16 protein-coding genes and 2 pseudogenes are annotated in these 15045 nt (G+C 70.4%); 8 read left to right on the top strand and 10 right to left on the bottom strand.

Features of this window, described 5'->3' with window-relative positions; translation table 11 throughout:
• The first annotated feature begins 20 nt into the window (after nt 1-20).
• Nucleotides 21-812 (top strand): electron transfer flavoprotein subunit beta/FixA family protein, encoded by a 792-nt coding sequence (locus ACQEU8_RS22205; protein ID WP_433103752.1) that lies wholly within the window; start codon nt 21-23, stop codon nt 810-812.
• A gap of 102 nt (nt 813-914) precedes the next feature.
• Nucleotides 915-1877, top strand: a complete 963-nt coding sequence (locus tag ACQEU8_RS22200; protein ID WP_433103750.1) for an electron transfer flavoprotein subunit alpha/FixB family protein — start codon at nt 915-917, stop codon at nt 1875-1877.
• 90 nt (nt 1878-1967) lie between these two features.
• Here ACQEU8_RS22200 and ACQEU8_RS22195 read toward each other — a convergent pair whose 3' ends face one another.
• Nucleotides 1968-2417, bottom strand: coding sequence for a subtilase-type protease inhibitor (locus ACQEU8_RS22195; RefSeq protein ID WP_433103748.1), 450 nt, complete (start codon nt 2415-2417; stop codon nt 1968-1970).
• A 382-nt stretch (nt 2418-2799) separates the two neighbouring features.
• Between ACQEU8_RS22195 and ACQEU8_RS22190 the strand changes: the two genes are divergently transcribed.
• Entirely contained in the window at nt 2800-4077 is a 1278-nt protein-coding gene (locus tag ACQEU8_RS22190) for a DUF6986 family protein (RefSeq protein ID WP_433103746.1), read from the top strand.
• 89 nt (nt 4078-4166) lie between these two features.
• Here ACQEU8_RS22190 and ACQEU8_RS22185 read toward each other — a convergent pair whose 3' ends face one another.
• Entirely contained in the window at nt 4167-4694 is a 528-nt protein-coding gene (locus ACQEU8_RS22185; RefSeq protein WP_433103744.1) for a DinB family protein, read from the bottom strand.
• A gap of 418 nt (nt 4695-5112) precedes the next feature.
• Here ACQEU8_RS22185 and ACQEU8_RS22180 point away from each other — a divergent pair, with 418 nt between their 5' ends.
• Nucleotides 5113-5763 carry a TetR family transcriptional regulator C-terminal domain-containing protein gene (locus ACQEU8_RS22180; protein WP_433103742.1) on the top strand — a complete coding sequence of 217 codons (651 nt, stop codon included), beginning with the start codon at nt 5113-5115 and terminating at the stop codon, nt 5761-5763.
• 111 nt (nt 5764-5874) lie between these two features.
• Here ACQEU8_RS22180 and ACQEU8_RS22175 read toward each other — a convergent pair whose 3' ends face one another.
• The 4 genes and pseudogenes from ACQEU8_RS22175 to ACQEU8_RS22160 form a co-directional block, all read right to left on the bottom strand.
• Nucleotides 5875-6387: a MarR family winged helix-turn-helix transcriptional regulator gene (locus ACQEU8_RS22175; protein ID WP_433108639.1), complete on the bottom strand. Its 513-nt coding sequence runs from the start codon at nt 6385-6387 to the stop codon at nt 5875-5877.
• Nucleotides 6388-6603: 216 nt separating this feature from the next.
• Nucleotides 6604-6675 (bottom strand): annotated as a pseudogene (locus tag ACQEU8_RS22170) (hypothetical protein); the annotation flags it as partial.
• Between the two features lie 184 nt (nt 6676-6859).
• Nucleotides 6860-7360 (bottom strand): N-acetyltransferase family protein, encoded by a 501-nt coding sequence (locus tag ACQEU8_RS22165; RefSeq protein ID WP_433103740.1) that lies wholly within the window; start codon nt 7358-7360, stop codon nt 6860-6862.
• Between the two features lie 103 nt (nt 7361-7463).
• Complete coding sequence (locus ACQEU8_RS22160; protein ID WP_433108637.1) at nt 7464-8483, bottom strand: LacI family DNA-binding transcriptional regulator; 1020 nt, start codon at nt 8481-8483, stop codon at nt 7464-7466.
• 386 nt (nt 8484-8869) lie between these two features.
• Here ACQEU8_RS22160 and ACQEU8_RS22155 point away from each other — a divergent pair, with 386 nt between their 5' ends.
• Nucleotides 8870-9814 (top strand): ROK family protein, encoded by a 945-nt coding sequence (locus ACQEU8_RS22155; RefSeq protein WP_433103738.1) that lies wholly within the window; start codon nt 8870-8872, stop codon nt 9812-9814.
• Nucleotides 9815-10039: 225 nt separating this feature from the next.
• On the opposite strand, the gene ACQEU8_RS22150 is transcribed toward ACQEU8_RS22155, so the two are convergent.
• Nucleotides 10040-10231, bottom strand: coding sequence for a hypothetical protein (locus tag ACQEU8_RS22150; RefSeq protein ID WP_433103736.1), 192 nt, complete (start codon nt 10229-10231; stop codon nt 10040-10042).
• A 1456-nt stretch (nt 10232-11687) separates the two neighbouring features.
• Here ACQEU8_RS22150 and ACQEU8_RS22145 point away from each other — a divergent pair.
• Nucleotides 11688-12086, top strand: a complete 399-nt coding sequence (locus ACQEU8_RS22145; RefSeq protein ID WP_433103734.1) for a peptidase inhibitor family I36 protein — start codon at nt 11688-11690, stop codon at nt 12084-12086.
• A 105-nt stretch (nt 12087-12191) separates the two neighbouring features.
• Here the strand turns inward: ACQEU8_RS22145 and ACQEU8_RS22140 are convergent, their stop codons facing one another.
• Together ACQEU8_RS22140 and ACQEU8_RS22135 are read right to left on the bottom strand one after the other, a co-directional pair.
• On the bottom strand, nt 12192-12689 hold the full coding sequence (locus ACQEU8_RS22140) for a TetR/AcrR family transcriptional regulator (protein WP_433103732.1): 498 nt from the start codon (nt 12687-12689) through the stop codon (nt 12192-12194).
• Between the two features lie 35 nt (nt 12690-12724).
• Nucleotides 12725-12826, bottom strand: a pseudogene (locus ACQEU8_RS22135) (ScbR family autoregulator-binding transcription factor); the annotation flags it as partial.
• Nucleotides 12827-12878: 52 nt separating this feature from the next.
• Between ACQEU8_RS22135 and ACQEU8_RS22130 the strand changes: the two are divergent.
• Together ACQEU8_RS22130 and ACQEU8_RS22125 are read left to right on the top strand one after the other, a co-directional pair.
• On the top strand, nt 12879-14000 hold the full coding sequence (locus ACQEU8_RS22130; protein WP_433103730.1) for an alpha/beta hydrolase: 1122 nt from the start codon (nt 12879-12881) through the stop codon (nt 13998-14000).
• Nucleotides 14000-14143, top strand: a complete 144-nt coding sequence (locus ACQEU8_RS22125) for a hypothetical protein (RefSeq protein WP_433103728.1) — start codon at nt 14000-14002, stop codon at nt 14141-14143. Before ACQEU8_RS22130 ends, ACQEU8_RS22125 begins: the two co-directional genes overlap by 1 nt.
• A gap of 428 nt (nt 14144-14571) precedes the next feature.
• Here ACQEU8_RS22125 and ACQEU8_RS22120 read toward each other — a convergent pair whose 3' ends face one another.
• Nucleotides 14572-14898 (bottom strand): hypothetical protein, encoded by a 327-nt coding sequence (locus ACQEU8_RS22120; RefSeq protein ID WP_433103726.1) that lies wholly within the window; start codon nt 14896-14898, stop codon nt 14572-14574.
• Nucleotides 14899-15045 lie beyond the last annotated feature (147 nt).

Below are 15045 nucleotides of genomic sequence, written 5' to 3'. Positions count from 1 at the left end.
GAAGCAGTAGGAGAGCCGGCGTGAGCTTGAGGATCGTTGTCTGTGTGAAGTACGTGCCCGACGCCACCGGTGACCGGCACTTCGCGGAGGACCTGACCACCGATCGCGAGTCGGTCGACGGCCTGCTCTCCGAGCTGGACGAGTACGCGGTCGAGCAGGCGCTGCAGATCGCGGACTCCGACGAGGTCGACGACGCGGAGATCACCGTGCTCACCGTCGGCCCGGAGGACGCCAAGGACGCCCTGCGCAAGGCGCTGTCCATGGGCGCTGACAAGGCCGTGCACGTCGAGGACGACGATCTGCACGGCACCGACGCGCTGGGCACCTCGTACGTACTGGCCAAGGCCATCGAGAAGACCGGCTACGACCTCGTCGTCTGCGGTATGGCCTCCACCGACGGCACGATGGGCGTGCTGCCCGCGATGCTCGCCGAGCGGCTCGGCGTGCCGCAGGTGACGCTGCTGTCCGAGGTCTCCGTGGCGGACGGCAAGGTGACCGGGCGCCGCGACGGTGACGCCGCCACCGAGCAGCTGGAGGCCCAGCTCCCGGCCGTCGTCTCCGTCACCGACCAGTCGGGCGAGGCGCGTTACCCCTCCTTCAAGGGGATCATGGCCGCCAAGAAGAAGCCCGTCGAGTCGCTGGACCTGGACGACCTGGACATCGAGGCCGAGGAGGTCGGTCTGGAAGGTGCCTGGACCAAGGTCGAGGACGTGACCGAGCGCCCGGCGCGCACCGCGGGCACCGTCGTCAAGGACGAGGGCGACGGCGGCAAGCAGCTCGCGGCCTTCCTCGCGGAGCGCAAGTTCGTCTGAGGCAGCTTCGTCCAAGGCAGCCCGGCGCGCCGCACGTTCCTCCGAACACGGCCGCCCACCTTCCCTCCGACCTCCCTTTGATCTTCCGCAGGAGAGCACCCCATGGCTGAAGTCCTTGTCTACGTCGACCACGTGGACGGCGCCGTCCGCAAGCCCACCCTCGAACTGCTGACCCTCGCCCGCCGGCTGGGCGACCCGGTCGCCGTGCACCTCGGCCCGAACGCCGAGGAGGCCGCCAAGACGCTCGGCGAGTACGGCGCCACCCGGGTACTGGCCGCCGACGCGCCGGAGTTCGCCGACTACCTCGTCGTGCCCAAGGTGGACGCGCTCCAGGCCGCGTACGAGTCCGTCTCGCCCGCCGCCGTGCTGGTCCCCTCGTCCGCCGAGGGCAAGGAGATCGCGGCGCGCCTCGCGGTGCGCATCGGCTCCGGCATCGTCACCGACGCGGTCGACCTGGAGGCCGGTGACGAGGGCCCGGTGACCACGCAGTCGGTCTTCGCCGCCGCGTTCACCACCAAGTCCCGGATCACCAAGGGCACTCCGGTCATCACCGTCAAGCCCAACTCGGCCACTCCGGAGGCGTCCGCCGCCGCCGGTGCGGTCGAGCAGCTCTCGGTGAGCTTCGGCGAGGCCGCCACCGGCACCAAGGTCACCTCGCGCACTCCGCGCGAGTCCACCGGCCGCCCCGAGCTGACCGAGGCCGCGATCGTGGTCTCCGGTGGCCGTGGTCTCAACGGCGCCGAGAACTTCCCACTGATCGAGGGCTTGGCGGACTCGCTGGGCGCCGCGGTGGGCGCCTCCCGCGCCGCGGTCGACGCCGGCTGGTACCCGCACTCCCACCAGGTGGGCCAGACCGGTAAGACCGTCTCGCCGCAGCTCTACATCGCCACCGGCATCTCCGGCGCCATCCAGCACCGTGCCGGTATGCAGACCTCGAAGACGATCGTGGCCATCAACAAGGACTCCGAGGCCCCGATCTTCGACCTGGTCGACTACGGCGTCGTCGGCGACCTCTTCGAGGTCGTCCCCCAGCTGACCGAAGAGATCAAGACCCGCAAGGGCTGACGCTCTTCGAGCGCTCGGAGAGGAGCCCCGCACCGGTTCGACCGGTGCGGGGCTTCTCGGCGTTTGTCAGGAGCCGCGTCGGCAGCCCTGTCAGAAGGCGAAGACGGAGGCGCCCGCGACCCTCTTCATGCAGTTGTTGGCGTAGACGCGCTCGTAGTTCACGCGCTTGCCCTCCCAGACCCCCTGGGCGGTCACGACGACGGGGCGCCACTCCTTGGTGCAGAAGGTGGTCCCGGAGTTGTCGGCCAGAGCTTCGAAGTCCCCGCCCGAGGCCCGCAGCTGGGTGCAGGCCTGCTTGACGTTGGGGTGGGTGCCGGACGGTCCGGGCGTGCAGCTGAGCGTGACGGCGCGCTGGGGCGTTGCGGTCGTGGCGCTCTCTCCGTCCGCGATGGTGAGCACCAGGGCCGAGGGCGCGTAGAGCGAGGTGGGCTTCGCAGGCGCGGCCTGGGCAGGTGCTGCCGTGAGCGCGAGGGCGCTGACGGCCCCCGTGACAGCAGCCGCCGTGGTGAGGACGGTGCGCCAGGGTGCGGTCTTCCGCATTGTGTGCTTCCTTCCGCTTTGAGGTATGTGCCGGATCTATCGGCGAAAGTGAGTTTGCCGAGTCCGCCGGGATAAAGCACATCGGCACCTTATGTTTCGGTAACGTTTCGCGTTGAATCAGTGGCGTAAAGTGACGCCTTCCCGCTCTCGCGGCCTGCGAGAACGCTCTTTCGCAGCGCTTGTGTTCGGCCTGGATGGCTTGATCTCCGAGCCTCCACGACGACCGGAAACCATGGTTCGAGCCGTTCGGTTCCCGTGCTGCGGCTCCGCCGGACGGGCCTACGGGCAACCCTTGACTGGCTGGTCAGGCCACCATTAGCGTCACGGCACTGGCTTCAACGTTTTGTTGATGCCTGCTCGGAGAGCGGCAGAGGGAGTACAGATGGCGCAGGGCGGGACGGTCGGGACCAGCTTGGGGAGCGGCGCGCTGGAGGGGGTTTCCGAGCTGCTCGCGCCGGTGGACGCCGAGCTCGCCCGGCGCTACCCGGGTGACCCGGGCACGCGGCAGCCGGTGCACACCGTCTATGTGCCCGCCGACACCGTTACGCCCGGCACCGTACGGGAGTGGGGCGAGGCCGCGCGCGCACTGCTCGACACCCACGCCCCCGACGCCGCGGCGCTCGCCCGGGTCCTCGGCATGGACGAGACGCTCGCGGGTCCGGTGTACACCCGTATCCAGGAGAAGCTGCGCCGCGAGCCCGTCGAGGACCTGCGTATCGACTTCGAGGACGGCTACGGAGTACGGCCCGACGACGAGGAGGACGCCGCCGCCGTCCGGGCCGCCGAGCTGATCGCCGACGCCTTCGCCGACGGCGCCGAGGGACCCACGCCCGCGTACGCCGGCATCCGGATGAAGTGCATGGAGGCGGCCGTCCGCGACCGGGGCATCCGTACTCTCGACATCTTCCTCACCGGCCTCATGGAGGCGGGCGGGCTGCCCGGGGGACTCGTCCTCACCCTGCCCAAGGTGACCTACCCCGAGCAGGTCACCGCGATGGTCCGGCTGTGCGAGGAGTTCGAGAAGGCCCGCGGTCTCGGGGTGGGCCGCATCGGCTTCGAGATCCAGATCGAGACGACCCAGTCGATCCTCGGCGCGGACGGCCGGGCCACCGTCGCCCGGCTGATCGACGCCGCCGAGGGCCGTGCGACCTCGCTGCACTACGGCACCTTCGACTACAGCGCCTCGTGCGGGGTCTCCGCCGCCTATCAGGCCATGGACCACCCGGTGGCCGACCACGCCAAGGCGGTGATGCAGGTGGCCGCCGCGGGCACCGGCGTACGTCTCTCGGACGGCTCCACCAACATCGTCCCCACCGGCGACCAGGCGCAGGTGCACGACGCCTGGCGGCTCCACCACTCCCTGGTACGGCGCTCGCTCGCGCGTGCCTACTACCAGGGCTGGGACATGCACCCCGGCCACCTGCCCACCCGCTACGCCGCCGTCTACGCCTTCTACCGCGAGGGCATGCGGCGCGCTGGCGAGCGGCTGGCCGCCTATGTGGGCCAGGCGGGCGGCGACGTCATGGACGAGCCCGCGACAGCCCGTGCCCTCAGCGGCTATCTGCTGCGCGGTCTCGACTGCGGTGCGCTCGACGCCGCAGAGGTCAGCGAGGTCTCCGGGCTCGACCGGGCCGCACTCGACCGGCTCGCCGGCCGCTGACCCACCGGATCCCCGGGCGGCCGCCCAGGTCTCGCGCGGCCGCCCGGCCCCTTTCGTCCCCCGCCCGGCTCCTTCCGGGCCGGCCCGGCTCACGCCTTCGAGGTGGCCCGCAGCAGGCGGAGTTGGCCGATCTCCGTCACGTTCTTCATCAGTTCGGCGTTCACCCACGCCACCATGTGCGCGACGGTGTGCGCGGGATCGCCCTCCCACGGGAAGGGCGCCGTCGCGTCGAGTTCGGCGTCGGAGAGCCCGTCCAGCACCGTCAGCCACTCCTCCCGCAGCCCGTGCAGCCACGCCACGGTGCCCGCCTCGTCACCGGGGAAGACGACGGCGTCCCGGTCCCGGGGCGGGCGGCCCTGCGCATGGTCGAGGGCGACACTCCACCACCAGCCCAGATGCCAGCTCACCCACCCCATCGTCGGAACGGGCACCGGGTCGGGCTCGGTCTCCGCGAAGTCCGGCACCCACCCGCCGTCGGCGGCACGCCGTACGGTCCAGCAGTTCGGCCCCGGCTCCCACAGCAGATCCCCGGGCTCGATCCGCTCCAGGTGGTACTCGAAGAGCGACCACGTCAGATCGAACTGCCAACGCAGCAGCTCACATCGCGATACATGCATCGCACGACCGTGCCACCCGATCTCCTCCCGGCAAACTGGTTTTTCGCGGCAAGGACGCCGACGCCTTGCGCGGTCAACTCCGCGCCGCGGTGGGGAAGTCGGGCGCACTGTCGACCGTCAGGGGCGCGTTGAGGACGCGGCGGTGCCGAAGTCGCTCACCCCTGCGACAGCGACGAGCCGTTCCGCCTCGATCCCTTCGCGGAGTGCGAGGAAGGCGCAGAGCACCCCGAAAGAGTGGGCGAGGACGGAATGGAAGGCGCCGTACCGGCCTGGAGGCGCCCGGCGATCTCGGCGTTCTCTCGATCGCACTCCGGCACCTGACCGAACGGTCGTCCACTGAGTAGACTTCGGCCGTGCGGCGACGACTTCGGCGGCGCCTGGGCACGAGGCGTGGTGGACGGTACGGAACGGAGGAGCTGTGAAGCGGTCGGACGGACGTGTCGAACGCGGTAACCAGACGCGGCGGCTGATCCTGGGGCGAGCCGTTCGGGTCGCCTCCTCGGAGGGGCTGGACGGGCTCTCGCTGGGCCGCCTCGCCGGTGAGCTCCAGCTGAGCAAGAGCGGTGTCTTCACCCTGTTCGGCTCCAAGGAGGAGCTTCAGCTCGCGACCGTGCGGGCCGCCACCCGGATCTACACCGAGCACGTCGTGCAGCCGGCGCTGGAGGAACCGGCCGGGCTACGCCGAGTGGTGCGCCTGTACGAGAGTTGGCTGACCTACTCGCGGGACCGAGTCTTTCCCGGCGGCTGCTTCTTCTCCTCCGTCTCGGCCGAGTTCGACGCGCGCGAGGGCCGGGTGCACGACAGCATCGCCCGGGCACGCGCCGACTGGACGGCCTTCGTCGAACGCACCCTCGAGGAAGCCCGGCAGGCCGGAGAGCTCGCCGAGGACACCGACGTCCCCCAACTCGCCTTCGAGATCATCGCACTACTGGAGGCCAGCAACGCCGAGTCGGTACTGCACGGTGACACCTCGGTGGAGGCGAAGCCGTACGAGCGGGCCCGACGCGGTATCCGCCATCGGCTGGCAGGCGTCGCCACGGACCCGGCGGCACTCCCCGCGGACGACTGACGCGGGCGCCCCGTCAGGGGCGCGGGGAACTGCGCGCCCAGCCACGGCGAACCCGCAGTCCGCGGGCGTCGCGGCAGGGGCACCCCCTCACCGGAACAACGGCCCCGCGGCCTAGGAGCCAACACTCAACCGCTCCCACTCATCGGCGAGCGCAGCCAACTCCCGCACCAACTGTTCGCGGCGCCCGGAGTCGTACCGCGCGAGCAGCCGCTCGTCCAACGCCCGTGCCCGCCCCTCGGCCTCGCGGAGTGCGCGTTCGCCCTCCGGCGTGAGATACAGCAGTTTTCGGCGGCCGTCCGCCGCCGCGGTCCTACGCTCCAGCAGCCCGCGGTTCTCCAGCCGCCGCGCCAGATCCGCCATGGTGGAGGAGTCCAGCGCGACGGCGGAGGCCAACGAGCTCTGGTCACTGCCAGGACTGGCCCGTACCGTCGTCAGGACGGCGAACTGGGGTCCGGTCAGCGTCTGGCCGACAGTGCGCAACCACACCGCCAGGTACGCCTGATAGAGGCGCCGCACCTGGTATCCGGGTGCGGTGGTGAGTACGTCCGGAGCGGTGGGCGCGGGGAAGGGGGCCGCCGTCGCGGGATCTGTCGCGGGGGTCTTTTCCGGGGTCTTGTCAGCCATGAACCCACTTAAGCACGGGCGTTGGAAGCCCTCGTGGCCGCAGTTGACTGCGCGCCTCCCTCGGGGTAGTCGGCGCTGAGGATGACATCGCGCCAGGTGTCGATGGCGGAGCTGAAGGAGCCGAGCCGGCCTGGTGGACGACCAGTTGCTGGCAGCGGCGCTGTTGACGGTCAGCGACTCGAAGCCCAGGGTCAACTCCCCGACCAGGGGGTGCCGGAAGCGTTCGGTGGTGTGGGACTTCTGGCGTATGTCGTGCCGGGTCCACAGCCGACGCAACTCCGGGCTCATCAACGACAGCCCGCCGACCGTACGGATCAACTCCGGGTCGTCCCAGTCGATCCCCACCGCCGAGCCAGGAACACCAGACACATCGGATCACCGCTGTAGGTGCGACCGGCGAACAGCGCCCGGCCCAGTGGATCGCGGGCCGGCACGGTCGGACAGCGCCCCACCCCGCAACCGACGTACCGGATCAGCAGGTTCGCTCGTACTCGACCTGGTCGAGCGGGTTGCCGTCACCGAAGTCGAGGGCCCGCGTGGTGCCGCACTCGGTGAAGCCGCACTTGGCGTAGAAGCGCCGGGACTGCGGGGTGTCGCGCAGTGTCCACAGGTGTACGCGGACGAACCCGTCGGCGCGCACGTGCCGCAGCGTCTCGGTCATCAGCGCGGCGGCGACGCCACTGCCCCAGCCGTCGGGGTGGGCGTAGAAGCTCCAGATCTCGGCGAATCCCGGCCGGCTCGGGGACGGGTGGAAGGAGGACAGCGCCAAGGGGCGGCCGTCGAGCACGGCCAGCAGGATCGTTCCCGGCCGCCCCTCCGCCACCCGCTCATGCCACCGTGTACGCCTGCTCCGGACCGCGTCGTGGACGAACTCCGGCTCGAAGAAGGAGGCGTAGGCCGCCTCCCAGGCCGCCGCATGGATTTCACCGAGCACATCCCCGTCGCCCGGGCCCGCACGCCGCACTTCGATCATCTGGTCAACCTCCGGAGATGGGCACCGACATCCGGCCCGTCGTACGCGCACTCTCCCAGCCGAACGCCTGCTCAGCCGTACGCCACCTCCGCCGTAAGCCCTCTCAGGCGCCGCCCTCGGAGTCGTACGGCGGGATCTCGCCCGAGCCGCGGGTGATCAGCTTTGTCGGGCGGGAGACGGTACGGGGCTCGTCGTCGGCGCCGTCCAGCCGCCTGAACAGCAGCTCGGCGGCGCTGCGGCCGAGGTCGGCCGGGTCCTGGGCGATGACCGTGACCGGGGGCGAGAGCAGATCGGCCAGTTCGAAGTCGTCGAACCCGACCAGCGCCACGGGCCGGTCCCGCCGCTCGGGCGCGGCCAGCACCCGCACCAAGGTGACCGTCACCCTGTTGTTGCCGGAGAACAACGCGGTCACCGGCTCCGTACCGTCGGCGCCGTCCAGCATCCGGGCCGCGTCGGCCCGTACCCGGTCGGAGTCCGTACTGCCCGGAGCCACCCAGGACTCGGCAACCGGCAGCCCGGCGTCCGCCATCGCGGCGCGGTAGCCGCGGAGCCGTTCCTCGGCGGTGTGGATGCCCGGCCGGTCGCCGATGAAGCCGATCCGCCGGTGTCCGTGCGCGATCAAGTGGGCGACGCCCGCCCGTGCGCCCTCGAAGTTGTCGGAGAGCACCAGGTCGGCCGCTATCCGTCCAGGCGGCCTGTCGACGAAGACGGTGGCCACCCCGGCGGCGATCTCCGGCTCCAGATAACGGTGGTCGTCACTGGCCGGGACGATCACCAGCCCGTCGACGCGGCGGGCACACAGCGCCAGCGCCAGCTCCTGCTCCCGCTCCGGATCCTCCGCGCTCGACCCGTTGATCAACAGCGCACCGTGTGCCCGGGCGACCTCTTCGACCGCGCGGCTGAGCGGCGAGTAGAAGGGGTCGGCCAGGTCCTCCAGCACCATGCCGATGCTGGCCGTGGTGCCCTTGCGCAGTACGCGCGCGCTGTCGTTGCGCCGGAACCCGAGCGAGGTGATGGCCTCCTGCACCCGCCGCTCGGTGTCGCTGGAGACCCCGGCCTCGCCGTTGACGACGCGGGAGACGGTCTTGAGGCCGACACCCGCCCGGGCCGCCACGTCCTTCATCGTCGGGCGGCCGGCGTGGCGGCGGTCCCGCCGGCGGGCACCGGTGGTGCGAGGGCCTGCGGGGAGCGGAGGGAGTGCGGGGTCGGCTGTGTCGGGGGCGTCGGCGGCCACGGGTCCTGTCCTTGTCGAGGGTTCGGGCGGGTGCGGCGGGGCGCTGTCGGCGATCGCGTCGGGCGGCCGCGGTGGGGCGCTCTCGGTGATGGCGTTGGGCGGGTGCGGTGGGGTGCTGTCGGTGATCGCGGTACGGAGCAGCATAGTCGCGGGGCGACGGGTCCGGTCAGCGGTCTGGACAACGTTGTCAGATCGGCCAAGTCTTGTCAGACTTGCCCGGTCCACCCCGCGCACCGTGCGGGTCCGAACACCGCACGCGCAGGAGTCGACTGCCCATGCCCAACGACCTCGTCGCCGCGCTCGACATCGGCGGTACCAAGATCGCGGGTGCCCTGGTGGACAGCGCCGGCAGACTCCTGGCCCGCACCCAGCGGCCCACCCCCGCGCGGGAGGACGCCGAGCGCCTGCGTACGACCGTCGACGAGGTCCTCGGCGAACTGACCGCCGCCCGCGAATGGCGTCACGTCGGCGCCGTCGGCATCGGCAGCGCCGGGCCCGTGGACGCCAAGGCCGGCACCGTCAGCCCGGTCAACATCCCCGCCTGGCGCGACCATCCGCTCGTCGCCGACGTACGGGAACGGGCCGGCGCCCTCCCCGTCACGCTGATCGGCGACGGCCCGGCCATCGCCGCGGCCGAGCACTGGCAGGGCGCTGCCAAGGGCCGCTCCGACGCGCTGTGCATGGTCGTCTCCACGGGTGTTGGCGGGGGCCTGATCCTGGGCGGCTCCCTGCACTCCGGGCCCACCGGCAACGCGGGTCACATCGGGCACATCAGCGTCGAGATGGACGGCGACCCGTGTCCCTGCGGGTCGCGCGGCTGCGTCGAGACCATCGCCAGCGGCACCAACATCGCCCGCCGGGCCCTGGAATCGGGCTGGCGGCCCGGCCCCGACCAGGACGCCACTGCGGCAGGCGTCGCCGCTGCCGCCCGCGCGGGCGACCCACTGGCCCGCGCCGCCTTCGCCCGGGCCGCTCGCGCCCTGGCCGCCGCCATCTCCGCCACCGCGGCCCTCGTCGAGCTGGAGATCGCCGTCATCGGCGGCGGGGTCGCCCACGCGGGCGAGGTCCTCTTCGCGCCCCTCCGCGCCGAACTGAAGCGCTACGCCACCCTCCCTTACATCCAGGGCCTGGCGCTGGCCCCCGCCGCCACCGGCACCAACGCAGGCCTGATCGGCGCCGCAGCGGCCGGCTGGCAGCAGCTGGGCATGCGGGTGGCCTGAGGGAGCCCCTCGGGAGGGTGCTGGAGGGCTGGGGCTGGAGGGCTGGAGGGGGCTCTGGGGCGGGGCGGTATCGCGCGGGTAGTCGTCAGCACGAGCAAGCGGAGGGGCGGCGGTTCCGCCCCTCCGCTTGTTCAGTTCCTACTGCAATTCTTCCCCGCCGGAACGGCATGGCCTGACCCGTCGAAGGGTGAGTGCTGCGAGGCGGCGTCCTTCGTGGAGGAGCCGTCAGGCTGCTGCGGCCAAATATGCGAACGGCTTGATGGGAATCATCCAGGACACCGGCCCGTCGCCACCGTGACCGATGCCCCTTTCTTCATCCTTCTTCTGAAGAAAGGTCAGCAGTTGGGTAGTGGCCGCGATGAGAGCACCGAGGCCGCCGAAGAAGGTGCCGAGGGCTTGAAGAAGTTCGAGAAACATCGCGCTCGCCTCCCCGCGCACGGGCCGGGCGCGCACTCTAAGAATCACAAGAACAGGAAAATGATCCTGGGACGGAGAAGATGAAGGAACCGGCCCTTCCGACAGCTTCTCGCCACTTACGGTTCACGCCACCCTTTCCGGGGCTCCCGGTGGTCCAGCTGCACATGTAGATCGGCACGGCTTCCCTCCTCTCCTTCTCCGTGGAAGATATGAGGCGTCCTACTTTAGTGGCATTATGCCGTCCGGTACAGAACCGTTCCCGCCCGACGTCGTAATCCGGCCACACCCTCCGGCCGGCCGTTCCCGAGACGGACGGGCCTTCAGGCGGTCCCCTTCGCCCGAGCGCAGGACCCCGTCCGCTACCCGCGGCGGCGGGCGCGCGACAGCGTCAACAGCGCACCGGCAACTCGGCCCAAGGCGGCTGAAACGCATGCCGCTTTCCTGACCGCTCCGGACCAACTCTAGCCAGTCGGTGGGGTCTTGCTGCGGCTGCCGCATGCGTCGGGTGCGCCCGTACGCCGGAGCACTTCCGTTGCTGTCGTATGCGCCTTCCACGGCCGGTATCCCGCACATGACCCTTGCCGGATCAATTGGGATCGAGGGCCAGGGGGCGAGCGTTCGTGGCGCGTACACAGTCGAAGTGCGGTGCTCTGACAACGAAGGGGACACGGTGTCAGCGATTGGCATTGATCGGTGCCTCGCGCTGTGACATCCACTGCGGCCCCTGGTCGAGGGAGGCCGCAGGGTGGCGGAAGGCGAAGCCGAGGAGCGGCAAGGGGCGGAAGCGCGGCAAGAAGTGACGGCCGTCGAGGTTCGCCGCGTACACGGGTGATGTCTGCAGGTAGGGGTTCCGCGTGGTCCGGCGCCGGGCGGGATACGCCTTCTCTGCGTGCTGTTGTCCTGCCATCAGGGCAACAGCACGCACCCCCCTCACCCCCTTGTCGAACTCCCCAAGTGGCCATCGCGGTTCGGGCCTGGAACTCGCCATCACGGCGGACGGCCAGGCGGGCATTGGCCATCCAGACTAGGGACCGAACGACTCAGGGGTCGCCGTGGATCAGGGCCGTGCCGTAACGATGAGGGTCCCGAAGTGATGACAGAGCCGCGCGGGTTGAGTCTGGGGCGGACGAGGAGGACGAGCCGGGCCCCGGCACCGTCCTGTACGAACACTGCCGCCGGGTATGCCAGTTGCGGCCTGAGCCAATGCCCCCGGACGGGGCCGGAACGGGCCGGCGGCAGGGAAATCGGAACTCCGCCTGCGAAACGTCGCGGCGGGACGCGGCTTGTGCGACAGCCCATTGTGTGACTGCCGTTCCGCCTCTCGGCGTACAACAGCCCTGCGTGGAAGGCCGTTTATCTCCTTCGGGGGAACTTCCAGAGGGGAAGTTTCTGGGTTCGACCATGGACGTAGGTTCAGTATCGTCCTGATCGCGCCTTGAACTCGAAGGAGAAACCTGTGAAGCACCGGATTCCGCTGCTGGTTGGCGCCGCGCTGCTCGTGGGAGCGGCTTCGATCCCCGCGCAGGCAGTCGAATCTGCGCCTCGCGCTGTGCTCATGACCAAGGGGCACGGCAAGAAGGCGTGTTCCTGGGGGGTTGTATGCCTTTACGAGAACAATAAACTCAACAAGGGAGCCCGGGCCCCGATTCTCATGGCGAGCCAGAACATTCGCAGGCTGGAAAAATACCGGTTCAACGACAGGGCGAGTTCCGTCTGTAACCACACCACCAATCCGGTGCGTCTCTACGAGCACGACGACTACAAAGGCTCCTCCGAGAAGCTGAGTCCTTCGCAGTGCAAGAACGTCAGCGCGTCGTTCAATGACAAGGCGTCGTCGGTCAAATTCGCCTCCTGACCCGACCCCGGCGGGCGCTGGGCGCGAGCCACGAATGCCGCCTGCCCAGCGCCCGCCGGAAGGTAGACCCTTCCGCCACAGCACTGTTGCCTCCCGGCGGGCAGGTCACCCGTGCCGGACACGTTCCGGGAGCCGGCTCCTTTCGAGCCCTCCCACGCACAGCCGCACCACCGCATCGATCGCTTCGTCCGTCGTGCATCCGTCGGGCGGGTCCAGTACAGCGCCGTGCAGCTGGGCCTCGACGCCCTGGACGAGCAGCAGCGCCGTGAGCCGCTGATCGGGTCCGCCGACCTCCAGACGGCGCAGGTGATACTCGATCTCGGACGCGATCAGCCGCTGCATCTCGCGCAGTTGGGCGGCGGCCTCGGCCGGGCGCGGGGCCTGGTCGTACAGGAGCCGGTGCATGGCGGGCTCGGCCCGGTGCAGATCGGCGATGGCGCGTATGACGGTGTTCACGGTCGCCGGCAGCGTCGGGCCGGTGCGGCGCAGCTCCTGCGCCACGGCCGCCAGCCCGGCGGCCACGTGCCGCAAATGCCGCTCGCCCAGGGCGTACAGCAAGGCGTCCTTGTTCGGAAAATACTGGTACAGGGACCCGATGGACACCCCGCGCGCTCCGCGATGCGGTTGGTCGTCGCCTTCGCGTAGCCGTCCCGTTCGAAAAGCTGAGCAGCGGCTTCCACGATCGCGTCGTAGGTCTCCTGAGAGCGCTGCTGGCGGGGCCTTTTGCGCGGTGTGGACATGGGGTTCCAATGCGAGTTGAAGAAGCCGAGGATTGCTCACATTCTTACCAGCATGCTGACTTTCGAGGTCGACCCCGCTGCACTGTTCGAGGAACGCCACCGGCAGTTCGTGTCCTGGGGCATCCCCGCCCGGACCGTCGAACGGGCCCGTAACGAGATCACCGACATGTGGGGCGGGCACCGGGGCTCCTGGACCACCGTATGGGGGCGCCTGGCCGAGGAGGCGGAAGCGGAAGGCAGGTTGCTGCGCGCGGCGCACCTGTGGGGAGCGGCCCGCTTCCCGGTACTGGCCGCCCCCGAGCGCCTGGCGGCGTACGAACGTCAGCGGGTCTGCTACCTGAAGGCAGCCGCACGCTTCCCCATACGGTTCGAACGTAGAACGCTCGACCTCCCGCTGAACGACGGGCCGTTGCCGCTGCCCGTGCACCTCATGGCGCGCCGCGGCAGGCGGCGGCCGGGTGTCGTGGTCATCTCCGGCGGGGTCGACACCTGGAAGGTCGAACTGCACCGCATGGCCGTGGCCACCGCACTCGCCACCGGCCTGCTGGTGATGGTCATCGACATGCCGGGCACCGGCGAATGCCCGCTCCCGCTCACCGCGGACAGCGACCGGGTACTGGCGGCACTCGTCGCCCTCATACGCCGTCAGCGCCCCGGCGAACCCGTGGCCTACCTCGGGGTCAGCTTCGGTGGGCACTGGGCAGTCAAACTGGCCATGCAGGGTGTGGTCGACGCGGCCGTCTCGCTGGGCGCCCCCACGGGCGCGGCCGGCGAAACCGACGTCCTCGCTCTTCCGTACGGAATGCCGGGCATCATCGCCAACGCCCTTCACCTGGAGGCCGAGCCCGACGCCGCGACAGCGGCCGACCTGTTCACGCGCTTCTCACTGCGCGACCAGGGCCTGCTGGATACCCCGGGTGGCGCCCCGCTCCTTGCGGTCAACGGGGACGAGGACCAGTACATCCCGCGCGGCGACACCACCGCGCTGGCCTCACGGCCCGGTACGACGGTGTGGCTCGTCCGTGGTGCCACGCACTGCGCGGTGGAACGCGTCCGGCCCGTGCTCCTGGGGGTCTGGGGTTGGCTGCTGCCCCGCCTGGGGGCGGCCCCGGCTGGCGCGGAAACGCTCCTGGCCCTGCCGTTGCGCCGTCATGTTTCGGTCAGGAGCGGTTGATGTGGGACGACGGAGGCAAGGCCGCCGCCCTCGCTTGTGGAGCCGTCGGCTGCGGGGAGTCGGTCGGGCTCTTCTCGGTGCACGGGGCTCCAGGGGTGATCGTGCCGTATCGCGCGGCGTGGCGGAGCGGCGCTCTCGCGTGAGAGCGGTGCTCTCGTGTCAGGGTGCTGTTCCCGGTGAGAGCGGCGCTCTCTATTGCGAGTGCTGCTCCAAGACAAGAGCGCTACCCCCCAGGGAAGAGCGCTGCTCCCGGACGAGAGCGCTGGCCCCGGGCGAGAGTGCTGCTCCCGGACGAGAACGCTGCCCGCGGGCTGAGAGCGCTGTCCCTGGGCAAGAGTGCTGCTCTCGGATGAGAGCGCTGCCCGCTGGGGTGAGCGCTGTCCCTGGGCAAGAGCACTGCTCTCAGGCGAGAGCGCTGCCCGCTGGTGAGATCGCTGTCACTGGGCGAGAGCGCTGCCAGCCGAGTCAGAGCGCTGTTCTCGGACAAGAGCACTGCTCTGAGATGAGCACCGATCCCGAACAAGAGCACTGCTCTCGCCTCGGAGCGCCGTCCGCGACGGCCCGCTGCGGGTCACATCTCGTGCTTGCCGTGGCGCAGCGGCTCTTCCGGTTCGGCAGCGCTTGCCGGGGAGACGGGGGAGCCGCCGGGGGTGTCGGAGGGGATGTCGGGGCCCGGGGCGTTGGGGTCGCCCGGGGAGGGCTGGGCGCCGGATTCGAGCTGGTCCAGGCGTGCGGTCAGGGTCTGCTTCACCTGTGTCCGGTCGGCGTGGGCCTGCTCGTACTCCAGGAGCCGCCGTACGTCGTCACTCCCCAGCGACCTGATCCGGTGCTCCACGCTCCCCGCCGGCAACTGGTCGTAGTCGGGCAGCGGCAGGGCGTTGGACTGCTGAGCTGACATGGGATTCCGGCCTCCTCGGTGGCAGGGGTTCCGGTGTTCGGTTGTCCGGGGCGCTTGTCGGCTTGTCTTTGGGCGTGCCGACTCGCGTGCGCGGCGGCTTCGGGGGCGCCGCAGCCAAGCGGGTAACCATGTCCGGTGGCCTGCACA

Origin of the sequence: Streptomyces sp. CA-250714, assembly GCF_050936705.1 — a bacterium.
In the GTDB taxonomy this organism is placed as follows: domain Bacteria; phylum Actinomycetota; class Actinomycetes; order Streptomycetales; family Streptomycetaceae; genus Streptomyces.
Note: the sequence above shows the minus strand (reverse complement) of the source record. Positions and strands in the feature narration are given on the sequence as shown.